We start from the raw sequence: 19844 nt of genomic DNA, 5'->3' as shown, positions 1-19844 counted from the left end.
CAGTCAGGATCGACCATGCCCGCCGTGCCCTCCTCCGTTCCAGCGTTTCATCACCAAGTCATCATCATAGGCGCCGGTGCTGCCGGCATTGCGACGGCGTCCAGCCTCCTCCAGCGCGACCCCTCGCTGGACATCGCCCTGATAGACCCCGCCGAGGTTCATTACTACCAACCCGGCTGGACCATGGTCGGTGCCGGGGTCTTCGATGCCCCGAGCACGGCTCGGCCGATGTCGTCGGTCATCCCCCGCGCGGTGCGCTGGATCAAGTCACAGGTGCAAGGGTTCGATGCACAGTGTCGCAAAGTCCTGCTGGCAGATGGCAGGGCCTTTACCTTTGAACAGCTGGTGGTCTGCCCTGGGCTGAAGCTGGATTGGGCGGCCATCGAGGGGCTGGCGGACACCCTGGGCGAGAATGGCGTCACGTCCAATTACCGCTACGACCTGGCGCCCTATACCTGGGAGCTGGTGCAGGGCCTCAAGCAAGGCCGCGCCGTGTTCTGCCAGCCGCCCATGCCCATCAAATGCGCTGGCGCCCCGCAAAAAGCGCTGTACCTGTCCTGCGACCACTGGCTGCGCCAGGGCCGGCTGGGCGCCGTGCAAGCCAGCTTTTTCAATGCCGGCAATGCCTTGTTCGGGGTGCCCGCCTACGTGCCCGCCTTGATGGCTTACATCGACAAGTACTCGGTAGACCTCAACTTCGGCCATCGGCTGATCGCCGTGGATGGACCAAAGCAGCAGGCTGTGTTCGCCCATACGCTTGCGGATGGCACCCAGCACCTTCGCACCGAGCCGTTCGACATGCTGCATGTGGTACCGCCACAGGTCGCCCCCGACTTCATTCGCCACAGCTGCCTCGCCGATGGCGCTGGTTGGGTGGACGTGGACCCCTCTACCCTGCGCCATCGTGTCTTCGCCCATGTGCACGCGCTTGGGGACGTGATCAATGCCAGCAACGCGAAGACGGCTGCCGCTGCACGCAAACAAGCGCCGGTGGTGGCAAACAATGTATTGGTGGCACTGGGTCGACGCACGGGCCTGGCGCACTATGATGGCTACGGCTCCTGTCCGCTGACCGTCGAGCGCGGCAAGATCGTGCTGGCCGAATTTGGCTATGGTGGCGCGCTCAAGCCGAGCTTCCCTCAGTGGCTCCTCGACGGCCGCAAACCCACCCGCTTGGCCTGGCTGCTCAAAGCTCGTCTGCTGCCGCCCTTGTATTGGCAAGGCATGCTCAAGGGCCGTGAGTGGCTGGCCAAGCCAGTTGCAAGAACGACCGAGGCAGCCCAGTGATCGATCAGACGTGGCTCAGCACAGGGCTGGGCACGATCATCGGCGCGGTCTTGGCGCTGACAGGTGCCGGCGGTGGCATCCTTGCGGTTCCGTTGCTGGTGTTTGGCCTGGGGCTTTCGATGGCGCAGGCTGCCCCGATCGGTTTGCTGGCTGTGGGGCTGTCGGCGGCGGTAGGTGCCGGCTTGGGCTTGCGCCAGGGCGTGGTGCGCTACCGTGCGGCCCTGTTCATCGCTGCGGTGGGTATCGTGTTTACGCCGCTGGGGCTGATGCTTGCGCATCGTTTGCCCAACGCACCGCTTCAGCTGATGTTTGCAGGCATCCTGATCTACGCGTGCGTGCGCACCTGGTTGAAGGCCCGTCAGCAATTGAGCGGCGCAAACCCAGGTGCACATCGCTTCATCGAGCCCTGTGTACTCAACCCCCTGCAGGGTCGTTTACGCTGGACGCTTCCGTGCGCGCGGGCGCTCGCCGGCACCGGGGCGTTGTCGGGGCTACTGTCAGGCCTGCTGGGCGTGGGCGGCGGTTTCGTCATCGTCCCTGCCCTGCGGCGCTACACCAACTTGCGTATGGTCAGCATCGTCTCTACCTCCCTGGCAGTCATCGCGCTGGTTGCCTTGGGCAGTGTTGCCACCGCCACCTTTGCAGGGAGCATGCGCTGGCAGGTGGGTGCGCCGTTTGCGCTGGGTGCGGTACTGGGCTTGCTGGTGGCCCGACCACTGGCGGCAAGGCTGGAGGGCCCGCGGCTGCAACAACTGTTCGCCATCGCAGGGTGGGCCGCGGCGGCATTGCTGATCAGCAAAGCGCTAGGGCGCTAGCAGCGCATCCTGCTCGGCAGCACACAGGTTCAGCAGGTAATCCCATACCACGCGCAGGCGTACGGATTTATGCAGTTCGCGCCGCGTGCAGATCCAGTAACTGCGCTGGATGGTTTCCCCTGGCAGCACCCGCACCAGCGTCGGGTCATGCCGCGCCATGTAGTTGGGTAGCACGGCGATACCCAACCCTGCACGCGCCGCCGCTTGCTGGGCTATCACGCTGGTACTGCGAAACACCACGTTCGGCGATCGGCAGAAGCTGTTGAGAAACAGCAGCTCCTGACTGAACAGCAAGTCGTCCACGTAGCCAATCCAACTGTGGCGCGCCAGGTCTTCGCGGTTGCGCAGGGGCGCGGCACGCTCCAGGTACGCTGCGCTGGCATAGAGGGCCAGCCGGTAGTCGGTGAGCTTGCGGGTGATCAGCAAGTCTGCACTTGGCCTTTCCAGGTGAATGCTGATTTCCGCTTCACGGTTGAGGATGCTGACAAAACGCGGCACCGCAACCAACTCCACTTCCAGGCCGGGGTAGCGCTCGAACAACTCATTCATCCGTGGCGTGAAGAACATGATGCCGATCCCCTCGGTCACGCCGAGGCGGATCTTGCCAAGCGGCGTGATGGCTTGGGTGATTTCCTCCTGCGCCAGCAAGGCGGTGTTCTCCATGGCTTCGGCATGTTTGAGCAGCGCCTGTCCGGAAGGCGTCAGCTCATACCCTTGGGCATGCTGGACGAACAACGCAGTGCCCAGGCTCTGCTCGATACGCTCGATGTGGCGCGCAACGGTGCTGTGGGTCGTCTCCAGACGCTTGGCAGCCGTCAACAAGCGCCCGCTGCGCTGCAGCTCCAGGAAAAACCGCAAATCATTCCAATCGAACATGCTGGTCCCTGCATATCTGTATCGAACACCCCGGTAAGAGGCGCCGACGCTCCGAGAGGCATCGCTGTGCTTAAACGCACAACGGGTGCGCGAAATCGCGTGTTTCTTCCGCGAAATTACTCACTAAGCTGATTGGGGACAAGAACAAAAACAGGCCCTGAGGTCCTCTATGTCATCAGTCGATTCTGCCTACGACTATGTGATCGTGGGCGCCGGCCCCGCTGGCTGCTTGCTGGCGAACCGGTTGTCTGCCGACCCGTCATGCCGGGTACTGCTGCTCGAAGCCGGTGGGCGGGACAACTATCCCTGGATACACGTGCCGGTGGGCTACCTGTACTGCATTGGTAACCCCCGCACGGACTGGTGCTTCAAGACCGAGGCGCAGCCTGGACTGCAAGGTCGGTCGCTGGGCTACCCCCGTGGCAAGGTCCTGGGCGGGTGCTCCTCCATCAACGGCATGATCTACATGCGTGGCCAGGCGGCTGACTACGATCACTGGGCTAGCCTAGGCAACCGAGGCTGGGCCTGGAAAGACGTGTTGCCGCTGTTCAAGCAAAGCGAAAGCCACCATGGCGGTGCCAGCGAATACCATGGTGCCAGCGGTGAATGGCGTGTAGAGCGCCAGCGCTACAGCTGGCCGATCCTCGACGCCTTCCGCGATGCAGCCGAGCAGGCGGGTGTTGCCAAAATCGATGACTTCAACACCGGCGACAACGAAGGCTGTGGATATTTTCAGGTCAACCAGCGTAGCGGTGTTCGCTGGAACGCATCCAAAGCGTTTCTGCGCCCCATTAAGCACCGCGCCAATCTGACTGTTATGACCGATGTGCAGGTGGATCAAGTGCTGCTAGGCAACACGCGCGCCCGCGCTGTCAAAACCCGTTGGCAGGGCCGCTGGCACGAGTTCTCGGCGCGACGAGAGATTGTGCTATGCGCAGGTGCAGTAGGCTCACCCGGCATCCTGCAACGCTCGGGCATTGGTCCGCAGCAGTTGCTGGAGGACTTGGGTATCGGGGTGCGCCATGCCATGCCGGGTGTAGGCAGCAATCTGCAGGATCACTTGCAGCTACGGCTGATCTACCAGATCGGCAACGCACGTACCCTCAACCAGATGGCCAATAGCCTGTGGGGCAAGATGGGCATGGGCCTGCGCTACCTGTACGATCGCAGCGGTCCGCTGGCCATGGCGCCAAGCCAGCTGGGCGCTTTCGTGCGTTCGAACCCCGACCAGGCCACTGCGAACTTGCAGTACCACGTGCAGCCTCTGTCCCTGGACCGTTTTGGCGAGCCGTTGCATCCGTTTCCAGCCTTCACGGCTTCTGTGTGCAACTTGCGGCCACTGAGCCGCGGGCGTATCGATATTCGCAGTGCAGACATGCACAGCGCGCCGCTCATCGACCCCAACTACCTCAGCGACCCCCAGGACCTGCGTGTCGCCGCCGACGCTATCCGTCTCACCCGGCGCATCGTGCAGGCCCCTGCCCTCGCAGCCTTTGCGCCCGAAGAATATCTGCCTGGACCTGCCCTACAAACTGAAGAACAGCTGCACGAAGCGGCGGCCAAGATAGGCACGACGATTTTCCATCCCGTAGGGACATGCCGCATGGGCAATGGCCCCATGGATGTGGTCGATGACCAGCTTCGTGTCCATGGCATCCCCGGCCTTCGTGTGGCAGACGCATCGATCATGCCCCAGATAACGTCGGGCAATACCTGTTCACCTACCCTGATGATCGCTGAAAAGGCGGCGCAGCTTATTTTGAAAGGAGCAGCCACAACGACCTTCCTCAACCAGGATGCACTACCAACACCCTGAAGGGGTGTGCAATACGGCAGCGCGTAGTCGGACGCTGTCGGCAGTGGAACAACAAGAATAATCACTGTGGCCTGCGGGCCGAGGACAGCAACGATGTCGGATTACATCCAAGAGCAGGATGCGGCCGCCAGCCGCCCCAGTCGTCGTGAAGAGCGCAAGATCATTTTCGCGTCATCGCTCGGTACGGTGTTCGAGTGGTACGACTTTTTCCTCTACGGCGCCCTGGCTGCCGTCATCAGCAAGCAGTTCTTCGCGGGCGTCAACGACACCACCGCGTTCATCTTCGCACTGATGGCGTTTGCCGCCGGCTTCCTGGTGCGACCGTTTGGTGCCCTGGTATTCGGCCGCTTGGGGGACATGATCGGGCGCAAGTACACCTTTCTCATCACCATCGTGCTGATGGGGCTGTCCACGTTCGCCGTTGGCCTTTTGCCCACCTATGCCAGCATTGGCATCGCGGCGCCGATCATCCTGGTCGTGTTGCGCATGCTGCAAGGCCTGGCGCTGGGCGGTGAGTACGGCGGTGCAGCCACCTACGTGGCCGAACATGCGCCACCTGGCAAGCGGGGCTTCCATACTGGGTTCATCCAGTCCACCGCCACCTTGGGACTGTTGCTGTCATTGCTGGTGGTACTGGGCAGCCGTTATGTAAGTGGCGATCAGTTCGAAACCTGGGGCTGGCGCCTGCCGTTTCTGCTGTCCATCGTGCTGCTGGGGATCTCGACCTGGATTCGAATGAGCATGCACGAGTCCCCGGCCTTCGTGAAAATGAAGGCACAGGGCAAGATCAGCAAATCGCCGATTCGTGAGTCGTTTACGTCCTGGCCCAACCTGAAGGTCGTGCTCACTGCGCTGTTCAGTATCAATGCGGGTCAGGCTGTCACCTTCTATACGGCACAGTTCTACGTGCTGTTCTTCATGACCCAGATGTTGAAGATGGACCCGGCCCAGGCCAACACCTTGCTGATCATCAGCGTCGTGATCGGCGCGCCGTTTTTCGTGTTCTTTGGCTGGCTGTCCGATCGGATCGGGCGCAAACCGATATTGATGCTGGGCCTGCTGTTGGCCACGGTGCTCTACTTCCCGTTGTTCAAGGCCCTTAGCTTCTACGCCAACCCGCAGATCGACACCGCCAGCCGCCAGGCCCCCATCGTCGTGACCGCTGACCCGAAAGGCTGCACCTTCCAGTTCGACCCTGTGGGCAAGGCGCGCTTTGATAGCCCCTGCGACAAAGTAAAGACCTTCCTGGTCAAGCAAGGCTTGCCCTATAGCTCGGTAAGCGTTGACGGCAGCGAAGTGGTCGTGAGCATCGGCGACAAGACCATCAATGGCTATGACGAGGCGGCCATGCGCGCGGCGGTCGAGCAGGCAGGGTACCCCGCCAAGGCTGACCCGGCCCAAGTCAACAGCGTGATGGTGGTGGTGTTGATCGTGGCCATGATCCTGATCGCCACGATGACCTACGGACCGCTGGCTGCCGTGATGGTCGAGCTGTTCCCTACGCGTATCCGGTACACCTCCATGTCCTTGCCGTATCACATCGGTAATGGCTGGTTCGGCGGTTTCCTGCCCACGGTATCGTTCGCCCTGGTGGTTTACACCGGCGATATCTTTTACGGGTTGTGGTACCCGGTACTGGTCACGGGCATCAGCCTGATAGTGGGCATCTTCTGTCTCAAAGAGACCAAGGACGTGGATATCGACAAGGTGTGATTCGCTGAACCACCCCCACAAAAAAACCGGCTCTAAAAGCCGGTTTTTTTATGCCGTGAAAAAACTTATGCACGTTTTTAGGAAAAATCAACAAAGAGTAAATATGTAGCTAATTCATAGGGTTAGCTTATTTTTGCAACAGCTAATCCATAATTTGCTCACACGTTATCCACAAGCCGCTCAGGCCTCGGCTTGCGTGCTTTCTTCGACCTGCGCAAGCGAGCCCAGGGCCCGTTGGGTGGCTTCGTTCCAGGCCTGGGCGCGGTCATTGAGCTCGGCAATGGCGCGAGGGCCTGTGCCGTTGGCGTACATGGGTTCGCCGATCACCACTTCGATGGTGCCAGCGTGCTTGCCCCACCCATTCTTCGGCCAGTACTTGCCGGCATTATGGGCAATGGGCAACACCGGGAGCCCAGCGTTTACCGCCAGCGCCGTCCCGCCCCGGGAGAACTTGCCCACCGTGCCAAAGGGTACGCGTGTGCCCTCCGGGAAGATCAGAACCCAGGTTTTCTGCTTGAGCAGTTCATCGCCTTTCTTGGCCACTTGGCGCAATGCTTCCTTGGGGTTGTCGCGGTCGATGGCAATGGGACGCAGCATGGCCATGGCCCAGCCGAAGAACGGCACATACAGCAGCTCACGCTTGAGCACCTGGCTGAGCGGAGAGAAATACTGAGACAGGAAAAATGTCTCCCAGGTGCTCTGGTGATTCGACAAAATCACACAGGGCTCGGCTGGCACGTTTTCAGCGCCGGTAATCTTGTAATCGATGCCTACGATGACGCGTGCCAGGAAAATAGCGCAGCGGCACCAGTACACATTGATGAATTTGTAGCGCTTGGGAAACGACAGAAACGGCGCAATGAAGAAGCTCAGCGAGCACCAGAGCAGCGAACTGGTACCCAGCAGCAGGTAAAAAAGAAAGACTCTGATCGCCTGCAGGATCGACATAGTGGTTTGTACCATTGCGGGACCTGCCCGCTTTTAGAAAAGTGCGCCCACGGGCGCACCGTTTAGATAAGTGCCCTGGCGATGGCAGCCAGATCGTCATAAATCAGGGTTGAAGCCGGAACGCCCTTCTCAAGGGTACGTTCGCCTTTGCCTGTCTTTACCAGAACAGGTTGTGCATCGACGGCCAGCGCAGCCTGTAGGTCACTTTGGCTATCGCCCACGAACCAGATGCCCTCAAGGCTTGCCTGGTAGTGCTCGGCGATGGCTCGCAACAGGCCCGGCTTGGGCTTGCGGCAATCGCAGCCTTCATCGGGGCCATGCGGGCAATACACGATATGCCCCACCTCACCGCCCTGCTCGGCCACCAGCATGCGCAAGCGCGCATGCATGGCCTCAAGGGTCGCGAGCGGGTAATAGCCACGGGCGATACCGGACTGGTTGGTGGCCACGGCCACCGTCCAGCCCGCTTTGCTCAACTGCGCGATCGCCTCGATGGCGCCAGGGATGGGCACCCATTCATCCAGCGACTTGATGTAGGCGTCGGAGTCCTGGTTGATGACCCCGTCACGATCGAGAATCAGCAGTTTCAAGGCTTACCCCAGCAACGAAATGTCGGCCACGCCCAGGAACAGCCCACGCAGACGGCTGAGCAGGGCATATCGGTTGGCACGTACCTTGGCGTCCTCGGCATTGACCATCACAGCCTCGAAGAAGGCATCGACCGGATCACGCAGGGCGGCAAGGCGCGCCAGCGACTCGCTGTACTGACGTGCAGCAGCCATCGGTTGCACAGCCTGATCGGCTTGCTGGATGGCCGAGTACAGCGAGAACTCGTTGGCATTGTCGAAGTACTTGGGCTCGACCTGTTCGGCGATGGCGCCTTCTGCCTTGCTCAACAGGTTCGACACGCGCTTGTTGACGGCGGCCAGTGCCTCGGCTTCGGGCAGCTTGCGGAAGGCCTGGACCGCCTGGACGCGCTGATCGAAGTCCAGTGCGGAACCTGGCTGAAGCGCGCGAACCGAGAGGTAAGTGGCGACGTCGATGCCTTCGTCTTCGTAACGGGCACGCAGCCTGTCGAAGATGAACTCCAGCACCTGGTCAGCCAACCCGGCAGCCTTGACCTTGGCCCCGTACTGCTTGACCGCGAACTGCACGGCACCGGTCAGGTCCAGGTCCAGCTGCTTCTCGATCAGGATGCGCAGCACGCCCAGTGCGGCGCGGCGCAGGGCGTACGGGTCCTTGCTGCCGGTGGGCAGCATGCCGATGCCGAAGATGCCCACCAGGGTATCGAGCTTGTCGGCGATGGCGACGGCAGCACCGGTCAGGGTCTGAGGCAATTCGGCGCCTGCACCGCGCGGCATGTATTGCTCGTTCAGCGCCAGCGCCACATCCTGCGGTTCGTCGTCGTTGAGCGCGTAGTAGTAGCCAGCGACGCCTTGCATCTCTGGGAACTCACCGACCATTTCCGTAGCCAGGTCGCACTTGGACAGCAAGCCGGCACGCGCGGCTCGTTGCGCATCGCCGCCAATCAAGGGCGCAATGAACGCTGCCAGTTTCGATACCCGCTCGGCCTTGTCATAGACCGTACCCAGCTGGGCCTGGAACACCACGTTCTTCAAGCGCTCGTTGAAGGTTTCCAGCGGTTGCTTCTTGTCCTGCTTGAAGAAGAACTCGGCGTCGGTCAGGCGTGGACGCACGACCTTTTCGTTACCCTGCACGATCTGCTTGGGGTCGCGGCTCTCGACGTTGGCCACGGTGATGAAGCGCGGCAGCAACTTGCCTTCGCTGTCGAGCAGGCAGAAGTACTTCTGGTTGTCCTGCATGGTGGTGATCAAGGCTTCTTGCGGCACCTCCAGGAAACGCTCTTCGAACGAGCACACCAGCGGTACCGGCCACTCCACCAGCGCGGTCACTTCGTCCAGCAACGCGGGTGGCACGATGGCGGTGCCTTCCTGCTGCATGGCCAGCTCGGCGGTACGTTTGGCGATCAGGTCGCGACGCTCGCTGAAATCGGCCAGCACATAGGCCTTGCGCATGTCCTCGACATAGTTGGCCGGGGCGCTGATGGTGACGCTTTCTGGATGGTGGAAGCGGTGCCCGCGCGATTGGCGGCCGGCCTTCTGGGACAAGAGGGTGCAGTCGACCACCTGATCGCCCAGCAGCATCACCAGCCATTGGGTCGGACGCACGAACTCTTCACGGCTTGCCGCCCAGCGCATGCGTTTAGGGATAGGCAGGTCGTTGAGCGAGTCTTCGACGATGGTCGGCAGCAGGCCCGCGGTCGCTTTGCCGGGGATGTGCTGGGAGAAGCGCAGCTTGGGGCCGCTACGGTCGATGTCGGCCAGCTCCACACCGCACTTCTTGGCAAAGCCCAGTGCAGCCTGGGTCGGCTCGCCTTCTGCGTTGAAGGCCGCCTGCAGGGGCGGGCCGTCGATGTTGATGCTGCGGTCAGGCTGCTGCACATCGAGTTGGCGGATCAGCACGGCCAGGCGGCGCGGCGCGGCGTAGACCGATTTGCCGGTGTAGTTCAGGCCTGCAGCTTGCAGGCCTTTTTCGATGCCGGCCAGGAACGCGTCGCCCAGGGTCGCAAGGGCCTTGGGTGGCAGCTCTTCGGTGCCCAGTTCTACCAGGAAATCTTGAGCACTCATTGTGCAGCCTCCAGCTTAGCCAACACTTCGTCACGCAGTTCGGGGGTCGCCATCGGGAAGCCCATGCGCGCACGGGCCTGCAGGTAGCTTTGCGCCACGTCGCGGGCCAGGGTGCGCACCCGCAGGATGTAACGCTGGCGCTCGGTCACCGAGATGGCACGGCGGGCATCGAGCAGGTTGAACGTATGGGATGCCTTGAGGACCATTTCATAGGTCGGCAATGGCAGTTCCAGCTTGATCAGGCGGTTGGCTTCACTTTCGTAGAAGTCGAACAACTCGAACAGTTTCTCGACGTTGGCGTGCTCGAAGTTGTAGGTCGACTGCTCCACTTCGTTCTGGTGGAACACGTCGCCGTAGCTGACCTTGCCGAACGGACCATCGGCCCATACCAGGTCGTAGACCGAGTCCACGCCCTGGATGTACATGGCCAGGCGCTCCAGACCATAGGTGATTTCACCGGTCACCGGGTAGCACTCGATACCACCGACCTGCTGGAAGTAGGTGAACTGAGTCACTTCCATGCCATTGAGCCAGATTTCCCAGCCCAGGCCCCAGGCCCCGAGGGTTGGCGATTCCCAGTTGTCTTCGACGAAGCGAATATCGTGCACCAGCGGGTCCAGACCGATGGCTTTCAGCGAGCCGAGGTACAGCTCCTGGAAGTTGGCCGGGTTGGGCTTGAGCACTACCTGGAATTGATAATAGTGCTGCAGGCGGTTGGGGTTTTCGCCGTACCGCCCGTCGGCAGGGCGACGGCTTGGCTGCACGTAGGCGGCGTTCCAGGTTTCTGGACCCACCGCGCGCAGGAAGGTGGCGGTGTGGAAAGTGCCGGCGCCTACTTCCATATCGTAGGGCTGAAGCACCACACAACCTTGCTCGGCCCAGTAGTTCTGCAGGGCGAGGATCAGGTCTTGGAAGGTACGCACGGCTGGCGTAGGCTGGCTCACGAAATTCACCTGTATCTGGGGATGCGGATGTAAAGAGCGGGAGTATAACCTGATTCGCCTCGCCCTCTACTCATTGGAGCCTTATGCCACGCTGCTTTTGGTGTACCGACGATCCGTTGTACCAGGCCTACCATGACCAGGAATGGGGAACGCCCCAGCGTGACCCGGCGTTGCTGTTCGAGATGCTTTTGCTCGAAGGGTTCCAGGCAGGCCTTTCCTGGATCACCGTGCTGCGCAAGCGCGAGCGCTATCGTGAAGTGCTGGAGGGTTTTGATCCTGCGAAACTCGCGGTGATGAGCGACGAGCGCATCGAGGCGTTAATGCAGGATGCCGGCATCATCCGCAATCGGCTCAAGCTCAAGGCTGCCAGGCGCAATGCCCAGGCCTGGCTGGCTGTGGATAACCCGGCCGAGTGGCTGTGGTCATTCGTCGGTGGCGCCCCGAAGATCAACCATTTCAGCACCCGCAGCGAAGTCCCGGCGGTCACCGAACAAGCCCAAGCCATGAGCAAGGCGTTGCGCAAAGCCGGCTTCACATTCGTCGGCCCGACCATCTGCTATGCCTTCATGCAGGCGACCGGCATGGTCATGGACCACACCACCGACTGTGATCGCTACGCCGACTTGTCCCACTGAAGGGTTACAATGCCCGTCTTGCTGAAATAAGGAACTCGCCTGTGGAAAAGTTCAAGGGCGCCCTGATGGTCGGGGTGCTGCGACTGTTCGCCAAGTTGCCTTGGGGTGCGGTGCAACGCGTCGGGGCCGGCATCGGCTGGCTGATGTGGAAAATACCCAATGGCTCGCGCAACGTGGTGCGCATCAACCTGGCCAAATGCTTCCCCGAGATGGACCCGGTTGCCCGTGAGCAACTGGTCGGCCAGGCCCTGCGGGACATCGGCAAATCCTTCGTCGAAAGCGCCTGCGCCTGGATCTGGCCTCCACACCGTTCGTTGGAGTTGGTCAAGGAAGTGCATGGGCTTGAAGTGCTGGAGCAGGCCCTGGCTTCTGGAAAGGGCGTTGTGGGCATCACCAGCCATTTGGGCAATTGGGAAGTGCTGAACCACTTCTACTGCAACCAGTGCAAGCCGATCATTTTCTACCGCCCCCCCAAACTCAAGGCGGTGGACGACCTGCTGCGCGAGCAGCGTGTGCAGATGGGTAACCGTGTGGCGCCTTCGACCAAGGAAGGCATCCTCAGCGTGATCAAGGAAGTTCGGCGCGGCGGCCAGGTCGGCATCCCGGCCGATCCCGAGCCGGCCGAATCGGCGGGTGTATTCGTTCCCTTCCTGGGCACTGAAGCGCTGACCAGCAAGTTCGTGCCGAACATGCTCGCCGGCGGCAAGGCAGTCGGGGTTTTCCTGCATGCCCTGCGCCTGCCTGACGGGTCAGGCTTCAAGGTGTTTCTGGAAGCCGCGCCGGAGGCGATGTACAGCACCGACGTGAACGAGTCGGCGGCCGCGATGAGCAAGGTGGTCGAGCGCTATGTGCGCGAGTATCCCAGCCAGTACATGTGGAGCATGAAGCGCTTCAAGAAGCGTCCGGCGGGTGAGGCGCGCTGGTATTGAGGCGCGCATCGCCGGCAGCGGCTGTCTGGCAGCCGACGTGTCGGCGACAGCGCACTCAGCGTTTGTCGAGTTTCTTGAGAAACACCGTCATTTCTTTCTCGGCCTGCTTGTCGCCATGGGCCTGCGCCGCCGCGATGCCATCTTCCCAGGCCTTGCGCGCCGCTGGCAGGTCCCCTAGTAACTGGTAGGCCTTGCCCAACAGCTTCCAGGCTGCCGAATAGGTGGGGTCCTGCTCGACACAGCGAGCCAGGTGCACGGCAGCCTGGGCACCATCGCCTTCGTCGAGCCACGCCTTGCCCAGGCCAAAGCGCAACAACGGGTTATCCACACCCTTGGCCAGCATCTTTTCCAACGATTGGCGCATGTCCCGCCTCCTAGAAGAAACTCAAGCCGACGTGGAACAGCTTCTCCACATCCCGAATGTGTTTCTTGTCCACAACGAACAGGATCACATGGTCACCTGATTCGATGACTGTCGTGTCGTGCGCGATCAGCACACTGTCGTGGCGAATGATGGCACCTATGGTCGTCCCCGGGGGCAGGGTAATGTCCTCGATCGCCTTGCCCACCACCTTGCTCGACTTCGCATCACCGTGGGCCACAGCCTCGATGGCTTCGGCTGCACCACGACGCAGCGAGTGCACGCTCACGATATCGCCACGGCGCACATGCGCCAGCAAGGTACCGATGGTGGCCAATTGCGGGCTGATGGCGATGTCGATTTCACCGCCCTGCACCAGGTCCACATAGGCCGGGTTGTTGATGATCGTCATGACCTTGCGCGCACCCAGGCGCTTGGCCAGCAGGGACGACATGATGTTGGCTTCGTCATCGTTGGTCAGGGCCAGGAAGATATCGGTGTCGGCGATGTTCTCTTCCAGCATCAGGTCTTTATCCGATGCGCTGCCCTGCAGCACCACGGTACTGTCCAGCGTATCGGACAGGTACCGGCAGCGTGCCGGGTTCATCTCGATGATCTTCACCTGGTAGCGGCTTTCGATGGCTTCGGCCAGGCGCTCGCCTATCTGCCCGCCGCCGGCGATGACGACACGCTTGTTGGTTTCATCGATACGGCGCAGCTCGCCCATGACCGCCCGGATGTCCTTCTTGGCGGCGATGAAGAACACCTCGTCATCGGCCTCGATCACCGTGTCACCGCGCGGTGTGATCGAACGGTCACGGCGGAAGATCGCCGCCACCCGGGTTTCCACATTGGGCATGTGCGCGCGTATCTGGCGCAGCTGCTGGCCGACCAGCGGGCCGCCGTAATAGGCCTTCACGGCCACTAGCTGCGCCTTGCCCTGGGCGAAGTCGATCACCTGCAACGAACCGGGCTGTTCGATCAGGCGCTTGATGTAGTGGGTGACGACCTGCTCCGGGCTGATCAGCACATCGACCGGAATGTGGTCGTTGTCGAACAGCTCTTCACGGGTCAGGTAGGCCGACTCGCGCACCCGGGCGATCTTGGTCGGTGTGTGAAACAGCGAGTAGGCCACCTGGCACGCGACCATGTTGGTCTCGTCGCTGTTGGTCACGGCAACCAGCATGTCGGCGTCCTCGGCGCCGGCCTGGCGCAACACCGTCGGCAGCGACCCGCGCCCCTGCACGGTGCGGATATCCAGGCGATCACCCAGGTCGCGCAGGCGGTCGCCATCGGTGTCGACCACGGTGATGTCGTTGGCCTCGCTGGCCAGGTGCTCTGCAAGCGTCCCGCCCACCTGGCCGGCGCCCAGGATGATGATCTTCATCCGCTACTCTCCAGTGTGCTCAACCGCGCGAGGCGGCAATCTTGATCAGCTTGGCATAGTAGAAACCGTCGTGGCCGCCTTCCTGAGCCAACAACTGGCGTCCATGCGCCTGGCGCAGGCCCGCTTCGGTGGCCAGGTCCAGCTCGCGTGCGCCTGGCGTGCGTGCCAGGAACGCGCCGATGACCTCGGTATTCTCGGTCGGGAGGCTGGAGCAGGTGGCGTACAGGAGCATGCCGCCCACCTCCAATGTCGGCCACAGGGCATCGAGCAACTCGCCTTGCAAGGCCGCCAGCGGCGCGATGTCTTCGGCCTGGCGGGTGAGCTTGATGTCTGGATGACGACGGATTACGCCAGTCGCCGAGCAAGGCGCGTCCAGCAGGATGCGCTGGAACGGTTTGCCGTCCCACCAGCTGGCCGTGTCGCGGGCATCGCAGGCGATCAGCTCGGCGTCGAGCTTCAGGCGGTCGAGGTTTTCCCGCACGCGTACCAGGCGCTTGGCTTCAAGGTCGATGGCCACCACGTGAGAGAGCCCGGCTTGGGCTTCAAGCACATGGCAGGTCTTGCCCCCAGGGGCGCAGCATGCGTCGAGCACGCGTTGACCGGGCGCCAGGTCCAGCAGGTCGGCGGCCAGTTGCGCGGCTTCGTCCTGGACGCTGATCCAGCCCTCGGCAAAGCCTGGCAGACCGCGTACGTCCCGCGGTTCGGCCAGCACGATACCGTCACGGCTGTACGCGCAGGCCTGGGCCTGGACGCCTGCATCGGCGAGCAGCTTCAGATAGCCGTCGCGGCTGTGGTGGCGGCGGTTGACGCGCAGGATCATCGGCGGGTGCGCATTGTTGGCGGCGCAGATGGCTTCCCACTGATCCGGCCAGAAGGCCTTGAGCGCCTTCTGCAGCCAGCGTGGGTGCGCCGTGCGCACCACAGGGTCGCGCTCCATGTCGGCCAGCATCGCTTCGCCGTCGCGCTGAGCACGGCGCAGCACGGCGTTCAGCAGCCCCTTGGCCCAGGGTTTTTTCAGCTTGTCGGCGCAGCCTACGGTTTCACCAATGGCGGCGTGAGCCGGGATGCGTGTATAGAACAACTGGTACAAGCCAATCAGCAACAATGCCTGCACGTCGGCATCGGCGGCCTTGAAGGGCTTTTGCAACAGCTGCGCTGCCAGCAGGTCCAGGCGCGGCTGCCAACGCGCGGTACCAAAGGCCAGGTCTTGGGTCAGCCCGCGGTCGCGGTCCTCGACCTTGTCCAGTTGCGCGGGCAGGGAGCTGTTCAGGGAGGCCTTGCCGCTGAGCACAGCGGCAAGGGCACGGGCGGCAGCCAGGCGTGGGTTCATTGGCCGAGCACCTTGCCTGGCGTGAATTTCTCTTTGCGGCTGTTGAACAGGTCAGCGAAGGCCAAGGCTTTACCGCCAGGCAACTGCAGGCGGGTCAGGCTGAGCGCCTGCTCGCCGCAAGCCACCACCAGGCCGTCTTTGCTGGCCGCCAGGATTTCACCGGGTGCGCCCTGCCCTGTGGCCAGGCACGCACCCAGCACCTTCACGGTTTCCCCGTCGAGCGTGCTGTGGCAAATCGGCCAGGGGTTGAATGCCCGGATCAGGCGCTCCAGCTGTTCAGCGGGCAGCGACCAGTCCAGACGCGCCTCGTCCTTGTTCAGCTTGTGCGCATAGGTGGCCAGGGCATCGTCCTGTACCTCGCCGTGCAAGGTGCCATCGGCCAGCCCGGCGACGGCCTGGATGACGGCCGGCGGTCCCATTTGCGCCAGGCGATCGTGCAGGCTGCCGCCGGTATCAATGGCGTTGATCGGGGTGACGACCTTGAGCAGCATGGGGCCGGTGTCCAGGCCCGCTTCCATGCGCATGACGGTTACGCCGCTTTCGGCATCGCCCGCCTGCACGGCCCGCTGAATCGGGGCCGCCCCGCGCCAGCGTGGCAGCAGGGACGCATGGCTGTTGATGCAGCCAAGGCGCGGGATGTCGAGCACCGCCTGGGGCAGGATCAGGCCGTAGGCAACCACGACCATCAGGTCGGGTTCCAATGCTGCCAATTGTGCCTGGGCCTCGGCATTGCGCAGGCTCGGCGGCTGCATCACCGGGATGTCATGGGCCACGGCCAGCGCCTTGACGGCGCTGGGCATCAGCTTTTGACCGCGGCCTGCCGGGCGATCGGGCTGCGTGTAGACGGCCACGACTTCGTAAGGGCTGTCGAGCAGGGCCTTGAGGTGTTCGGCGGCAAACTCGGGAGTGCCTGCAAAGACGATGCGCATGGTGTTCTCGCTGCAAAAAGAAAAAGGCTTGCCGGAGCAAGCCTTCTGGGAGGTGGGAATCAGGCTTGCTGGCGGTGCTGTTTTTCCAGCTTCTTCTTGATTCGATCCCGCTTGAGCTGCGACAGGTAGTCGACGAACAGCTTGCCATTGAGGTGATCGAATTCGTGCTGCACGCACACCGCCAGCAGGCCTTCGCATTCCAGCTCGAACGGTGTGCCGTCGCGATCCTGGGCCTTGACCCTGACACGCAGGGGCCGGTCTACGTTCTCGTAGAAGCCCGGCACCGACAGGCAGCCTTCCTGGTACTGGCCCATGTCATCGGTCAGTTCCTCGACCGACGGGTTGATGAAGACGCGTGGCTCGCTGCGGTCTTCGCTGAGGTCCATCACCACGACTTGCTGGTGCACGTTGACCTGGGTCGCAGCCAGGCCGATGCCAGGGGCTTCGTACATGGTTTCAAACATGTCGTCGATCAGCTGGCGCAGGGCGTCGTCGAACGCCGTCACCGGTTTGGCGATGGTGCGCAGGCGCGGGTCCGGGAATTCGAGAATGTTCAAAATGGCCATAAGGTCAGGCAGTCACTGTGCGTTTGGTTGAAAACTGAACACACATAATAAAGGGAAACGCGGACTTCGGCACCTGGCAAGCTCGTCTAGGGTGACTATTGGCGTGATAGCCCCCAGCCAATGGACAGCTTTTCAAAGTGTTACTCACAGAGTTATCCACAGGTTGCGCAGCCTGAATCAACCGTTTTGCATCAAGGATGATTGCCGATGTCTGATTGCTCCTTATCCACTTGCCCACCTGCGGAACTGGAGGCGCGCTTGCGCCTGCATTGCCTTCCCGAGACCGGCTTGCGACGCTTTTCTACGCTGATCGAGGCCTTCGGAAGTGCCTCATCGGCGCTCAGTGCCCCCGGCTCGGCCTGGCGCGCACTGGGCATTCCCCATGCCAGTATCGATGCAAGGCGCAGCCCTGAAGTGCGGGATGCGGCCAGTGCCGCAATGCGCTGGCTAGAGCGTCCGGGCCAGCAATTGCTGATGTGGGACAGCCCAGACTACCCCCCGCTGCTCGCCGAAATCGACGACGCCCCGCCGCTGCTGTTCGTGACGGGGAACGCATCGCTGCTCAGCCGCCCGCAGTTGGCGATCGTGGGCAGCCGCCGCGCGACGCCGCCGGCGGTGGACACGGCTGGAGCGTTTGCCAGGTACCTTGCCCAGGCAGGCTTCGTCGTCACCAGCGGCCTGGCAGTAGGCATTGATGGCGCCGCTCACCGCGCCGCGCTGCAGGCTGGAGGGGCCACGATAGGCGTACTGGGCACAGGGCTCGAAAAACTTTATCCACAGCGGCACAAGCAGTTGGCCGAGGCGATGATCGACAACGGCAGTGCACTGGTGTCGGAGTACCCGCTCAACGCCGGGCCGCTGCCGGCTAACTTCCCCCGGCGCAACCGCATCATCAGCGGTCTTTCGTTGGGTGTGCTGGTGGTCGAGGCCAGCTTGGCCAGTGGCTCGCTGATCACGGCGCGGCTCGCCGCCGAGCAGGGCCGGGAGGTCTATGCCATTCCAGGCTCCATTCACCATCCCGGCGCCAAGGGTTGTCACCAGCTGATCCGCGACGGCGCACTGCTCGTCGAAAGCGTCGGGCAGATACTCGAAACCCTGCAAGGCTGGCAGAACCTGCCCCCGGCCCGTGCGGACACGTTCGATCACCCGCTGCTGGCGCTATTGCACGCTGCACCGCAGACCACCGAAAGCCTGGCCCATTGCAGTGAGCAGCCGCTGGCAGAGGTGCTGGCGCAGCTCACCGAACTGGAGCTCGATGGCCGGGTCAGCAATCAAGCGGGGCGTTGGTTTGCCCGCTCGGGCTGAGTAAACTGCGCCCAGGCAACATTCCCAGTGGAGAAACATCAATGGTGAGCAGTTTTCGTGTGCAACAAGCCGCACGTGAGATCCGGGCAGGCGCAGTGATCGCCTACCCGACGGAGGCGGTCTGGGGCCTGGGCTGCGACCCATGGAACGAGGATGCGGTCTATCGGCTGCTGGCACTGAAGTCGCGGCCTGTGGATAAAGGGTTGATCCTGGTCGCCGACAACATCCGCCAGTTCGACTTCCTGTTCGAAGACTTCCCCGAAGACTGGATCGACCGAATGGCCAGCACTTGGCCTGGGCCCAACACCTGGCTGGTGCCGCATCAGGATCTACTGCCTGAATGGGTGACCGGGCAGCACGACACCGTAGCGCTTCGCGTCAGCGACCACCCGGTGGTACGCGAGCTGTGCGCATTGGTCGGGCCGCTGATCTCCACGTCGTGCAACCCTGGCGGGCGCCCTGCGGCGAAGACCCGGCTGCGGGTGGAGCAGTACTTTCATGGGCAACTGGATCTGGTACTGGGCGGGGCATTGGGCGGTCGGAAGAACCCGAGCCTGATTCGCAATCTGGCTACCGGCGAGGTAGTACGGCCGGGTTGATGCACCTGCTGACCAGGCTTGGGCCGAGTGCCTGAGCCATCCCCCACATGACCCCTTGGTTTTTTCTGATTTTTGCCAAGGCGGTTGTTTAATATTCGGTTTGGGAAATATCCTACGAGCCGCGTCCCCTGCCATCACCTTTTCAGTAGGAACCGCTGCCCGTAGGCTTCAACCGTCGCTGAATAACTTGGCGATCGGGTGTGGTAACCCGGGTTCAGGGTGATCTTGGCAGTCCATGGCGGCTGTTCGCAGGAGGCTTCGTGCCTGCTGGGTTTTGGATCTCCCACCCGGTTTACCACCCTGCGTACAGCTGCCACCCATTCGTGTGGTAACGACTGGTTGGGGCCATGAAGCGAGATCTAATGATGAAGAAGATCGTCCCCGATCCACCCCTTCCCTCCACTTCCACCCATCCATTCGGCCGCTGCGACGCAGGCCACGAGCCGCTGTTTGCGGTTAATCCAAACATCTCAGCCGAAGACGCCCTGGTGCACGTGGCCCTCTATCTGCGCAGTGCGTACGAAGCCGGCTACAAAGCCCTGGACCATATGCGCGAAGAAGGTCGTGGCCTGTTCTGGTCCAATCTGCATGCCGTTGAAATGGCAGAAGGTGTGGTCGAGGCCATCTTGAATGGCATCGAGTCGAATCCGCCGTCGCAGAAGAAGGTGTGAGGGCTGACAGGAGTCCGCCGTTAGGTTTTTAGCGCCTGTGAAATCGAGCGCCGCCCGCGCGGCGCTTCGCGGGACAAGCCCGCTT

Annotated in this window: 19 protein-coding genes; 9 read left to right on the top strand and 10 right to left on the bottom strand. The window is 62.2% G+C overall.

Annotated elements, in window-relative coordinates:
• Window positions 1-15: 15 nt before the first annotated feature.
• Together PFU01S_RS00095 and PFU01S_RS00090 are read left to right on the top strand one after the other, a co-directional pair.
• Entirely contained in the window at window positions 16-1287 is a 1272-nt protein-coding gene (locus PFU01S_RS00095; RefSeq protein WP_028686815.1) for an NAD(P)/FAD-dependent oxidoreductase, read from the top strand.
• The gene (locus PFU01S_RS00090) at window positions 1284-2102 is read left to right on the top strand and encodes a sulfite exporter TauE/SafE family protein (protein ID WP_028686816.1); all 819 of its coding nucleotides are present in this window, start codon (window positions 1284-1286) and stop codon (window positions 2100-2102) included. The genes PFU01S_RS00095 and PFU01S_RS00090 overlap by 4 nt, the downstream gene beginning before the upstream one ends.
• Here the strand turns inward: PFU01S_RS00090 and PFU01S_RS00085 are convergent.
• The gene (locus tag PFU01S_RS00085) at window positions 2091-2978 is read right to left on the bottom strand and encodes a LysR family transcriptional regulator (RefSeq protein WP_027913298.1); all 888 of its coding nucleotides are present in this window, start codon (window positions 2976-2978) and stop codon (window positions 2091-2093) included. The two genes, PFU01S_RS00090 and PFU01S_RS00085, sit on opposite strands and share 12 nt — an antisense overlap.
• 169 nt (window positions 2979-3147) lie before the next feature.
• On the opposite strand from PFU01S_RS00085, the gene PFU01S_RS00080 reads away from it, so the two are divergent.
• Both PFU01S_RS00080 and PFU01S_RS00075 read left to right on the top strand, forming a co-directional pair.
• A complete protein-coding gene (locus PFU01S_RS00080; protein WP_027913297.1) occupies window positions 3148-4794 on the top strand; it encodes a GMC family oxidoreductase in 1647 nt (548 codons plus the stop codon).
• A 93-nt stretch (window positions 4795-4887) separates the two neighbouring features.
• Window positions 4888-6507: an MFS transporter gene (locus tag PFU01S_RS00075; RefSeq protein ID WP_027913296.1), complete on the top strand. Its 1620-nt coding sequence runs from the start codon at window positions 4888-4890 to the stop codon at window positions 6505-6507.
• A gap of 180 nt (window positions 6508-6687) precedes the next feature.
• On the opposite strand, the gene PFU01S_RS00070 is transcribed toward PFU01S_RS00075, so the two are convergent.
• The 4 genes from PFU01S_RS00070 to glyQ are packed head-to-tail and all read right to left on the bottom strand — an operon-like array spanning window position 6688 to window position 11047.
• Window positions 6688-7470: a lysophospholipid acyltransferase family protein gene (locus PFU01S_RS00070; protein WP_027913295.1), complete on the bottom strand. Its 783-nt coding sequence runs from the start codon at window positions 7468-7470 to the stop codon at window positions 6688-6690.
• 47 nt (window positions 7471-7517) lie between these two features.
• Window positions 7518-8045: a D-glycero-beta-D-manno-heptose 1,7-bisphosphate 7-phosphatase gene (gmhB, locus tag PFU01S_RS00065; RefSeq protein ID WP_027913294.1), complete on the bottom strand. Its 528-nt coding sequence runs from the start codon at window positions 8043-8045 to the stop codon at window positions 7518-7520.
• 3 nt (window positions 8046-8048) lie between these two features.
• Window positions 8049-10103, bottom strand: a complete 2055-nt coding sequence (gene glyS / locus PFU01S_RS00060; RefSeq protein WP_028686817.1) for a glycine--tRNA ligase subunit beta — start codon at window positions 10101-10103, stop codon at window positions 8049-8051.
• Window positions 10100-11047 carry a glycine--tRNA ligase subunit alpha gene (gene glyQ / locus PFU01S_RS00055; RefSeq protein ID WP_023532379.1) on the bottom strand — a complete coding sequence of 316 codons (948 nt, stop codon included), beginning with the start codon at window positions 11045-11047 and terminating at the stop codon, window positions 10100-10102. Before glyQ ends, glyS begins: the two co-directional genes overlap by 4 nt.
• An 83-nt stretch (window positions 11048-11130) precedes the next feature.
• On the opposite strand from glyQ, the gene PFU01S_RS00050 reads away from it, so the two are divergent.
• The gene (locus PFU01S_RS00050) at window positions 11131-11682 is read left to right on the top strand and encodes a DNA-3-methyladenine glycosylase I (protein WP_027913291.1); all 552 of its coding nucleotides are present in this window, start codon (window positions 11131-11133) and stop codon (window positions 11680-11682) included.
• A 41-nt stretch (window positions 11683-11723) separates the two neighbouring features.
• Complete coding sequence (locus PFU01S_RS00045; protein WP_027913290.1) at window positions 11724-12611, top strand: lysophospholipid acyltransferase; 888 nt, start codon at window positions 11724-11726, stop codon at window positions 12609-12611.
• A gap of 55 nt (window positions 12612-12666) precedes the next feature.
• Here the strand turns inward: PFU01S_RS00045 and PFU01S_RS00040 are convergent, their stop codons facing one another.
• From PFU01S_RS00040 to def, 5 genes are read right to left on the bottom strand one after another with little or no spacing between them, the layout of a single operon-like run.
• Window positions 12667-12975: a tetratricopeptide repeat protein gene (locus PFU01S_RS00040; protein ID WP_027913289.1), complete on the bottom strand. Its 309-nt coding sequence runs from the start codon at window positions 12973-12975 to the stop codon at window positions 12667-12669.
• 10 nt (window positions 12976-12985) lie between these two features.
• On the bottom strand, window positions 12986-14359 hold the full coding sequence (trkA, locus tag PFU01S_RS00035; protein WP_027913288.1) for a Trk system potassium transporter TrkA: 1374 nt from the start codon (window positions 14357-14359) through the stop codon (window positions 12986-12988).
• 19 nt (window positions 14360-14378) lie between these two features.
• Complete coding sequence (rsmB, locus tag PFU01S_RS00030; protein WP_028686818.1) at window positions 14379-15689, bottom strand: 16S rRNA (cytosine(967)-C(5))-methyltransferase RsmB; 1311 nt, start codon at window positions 15687-15689, stop codon at window positions 14379-14381.
• The gene (gene fmt, locus PFU01S_RS00025) at window positions 15686-16618 is read right to left on the bottom strand and encodes a methionyl-tRNA formyltransferase (RefSeq protein WP_028686819.1); all 933 of its coding nucleotides are present in this window, start codon (window positions 16616-16618) and stop codon (window positions 15686-15688) included. The genes rsmB and fmt overlap by 4 nt, the downstream gene beginning before the upstream one ends.
• A gap of 59 nt (window positions 16619-16677) precedes the next feature.
• Window positions 16678-17184, bottom strand: a complete 507-nt coding sequence (gene def / locus PFU01S_RS00020) for a peptide deformylase (protein ID WP_023532616.1) — start codon at window positions 17182-17184, stop codon at window positions 16678-16680.
• A gap of 207 nt (window positions 17185-17391) precedes the next feature.
• On the opposite strand from def, the gene dprA reads away from it, so the two are divergent.
• From dprA to PFU01S_RS00005, 3 genes are all read left to right on the top strand, one after another.
• A complete protein-coding gene (gene dprA, locus PFU01S_RS00015) occupies window positions 17392-18489 on the top strand; it encodes a DNA-processing protein DprA (protein ID WP_027913285.1) in 1098 nt (365 codons plus the stop codon).
• 41 nt (window positions 18490-18530) lie between these two features.
• The gene (gene tsaC, locus PFU01S_RS00010; protein ID WP_027913284.1) at window positions 18531-19088 is read left to right on the top strand and encodes an L-threonylcarbamoyladenylate synthase type 1 TsaC; all 558 of its coding nucleotides are present in this window, start codon (window positions 18531-18533) and stop codon (window positions 19086-19088) included.
• A 362-nt stretch (window positions 19089-19450) separates the two neighbouring features.
• The gene (locus PFU01S_RS00005) at window positions 19451-19759 is read left to right on the top strand and encodes a hypothetical protein (protein ID WP_028686820.1); all 309 of its coding nucleotides are present in this window, start codon (window positions 19451-19453) and stop codon (window positions 19757-19759) included.
• Window positions 19760-19844: the final 85 nt, after the last annotated feature.

Origin of the sequence: Pseudomonas fulva NBRC 16637 = DSM 17717 (assembly GCF_000730565.1) — a bacterium.
Taxonomy (GTDB): domain Bacteria; phylum Pseudomonadota; class Gammaproteobacteria; order Pseudomonadales; family Pseudomonadaceae; genus Aquipseudomonas; species Aquipseudomonas fulva.
Note: the sequence above shows the minus strand (reverse complement) of the source record. Positions and strands in the feature narration are given on the sequence as shown.

Coding starts and splice junctions, on each gene's coding strand:
- PFU01S_RS00095 (WP_028686815.1), top strand. CDS start 16: ATGCCCGCCGTGCCCTCCTCCGTTCCAGCGTTTCATCACCAAGTCATC.
- PFU01S_RS00070 (WP_027913295.1), bottom strand. CDS start 7,470: ATGGTACAAACCACTATGTCGATCCTGCAGGCGATCAGAGTCTTTCTT.
- fmt (WP_028686819.1), bottom strand. CDS start 16,618: ATGCGCATCGTCTTTGCAGGCACTCCCGAGTTTGCCGCCGAACACCTC.
- glyS (WP_028686817.1), bottom strand. CDS start 10,103: ATGAGTGCTCAAGATTTCCTGGTAGAACTGGGCACCGAAGAGCTGCCA.
- trkA (WP_027913288.1), bottom strand. CDS start 14,359: ATGAAGATCATCATCCTGGGCGCCGGCCAGGTGGGCGGGACGCTTGCA.
- PFU01S_RS00080 (WP_027913297.1), top strand. CDS start 3,148: ATGTCATCAGTCGATTCTGCCTACGACTATGTGATCGTGGGCGCCGGC.
- PFU01S_RS00085 (WP_027913298.1), bottom strand. CDS start 2,978: ATGTTCGATTGGAATGATTTGCGGTTTTTCCTGGAGCTGCAGCGCAGC.
- dprA (WP_027913285.1), top strand. CDS start 17,392: ATGTCTGATTGCTCCTTATCCACTTGCCCACCTGCGGAACTGGAGGCG.
- tsaC (WP_027913284.1), top strand. CDS start 18,531: ATGGTGAGCAGTTTTCGTGTGCAACAAGCCGCACGTGAGATCCGGGCA.
- PFU01S_RS00075 (WP_027913296.1), top strand. CDS start 4,888: ATGTCGGATTACATCCAAGAGCAGGATGCGGCCGCCAGCCGCCCCAGT.
- def (WP_023532616.1), bottom strand. CDS start 17,184: ATGGCCATTTTGAACATTCTCGAATTCCCGGACCCGCGCCTGCGCACC.
- PFU01S_RS00040 (WP_027913289.1), bottom strand. CDS start 12,975: ATGCGCCAATCGTTGGAAAAGATGCTGGCCAAGGGTGTGGATAACCCG.
- PFU01S_RS00005 (WP_028686820.1), top strand. CDS start 19,451: ATGATGAAGAAGATCGTCCCCGATCCACCCCTTCCCTCCACTTCCACC.
- PFU01S_RS00050 (WP_027913291.1), top strand. CDS start 11,131: ATGCCACGCTGCTTTTGGTGTACCGACGATCCGTTGTACCAGGCCTAC.
- rsmB (WP_028686818.1), bottom strand. CDS start 15,689: ATGAACCCACGCCTGGCTGCCGCCCGTGCCCTTGCCGCTGTGCTCAGC.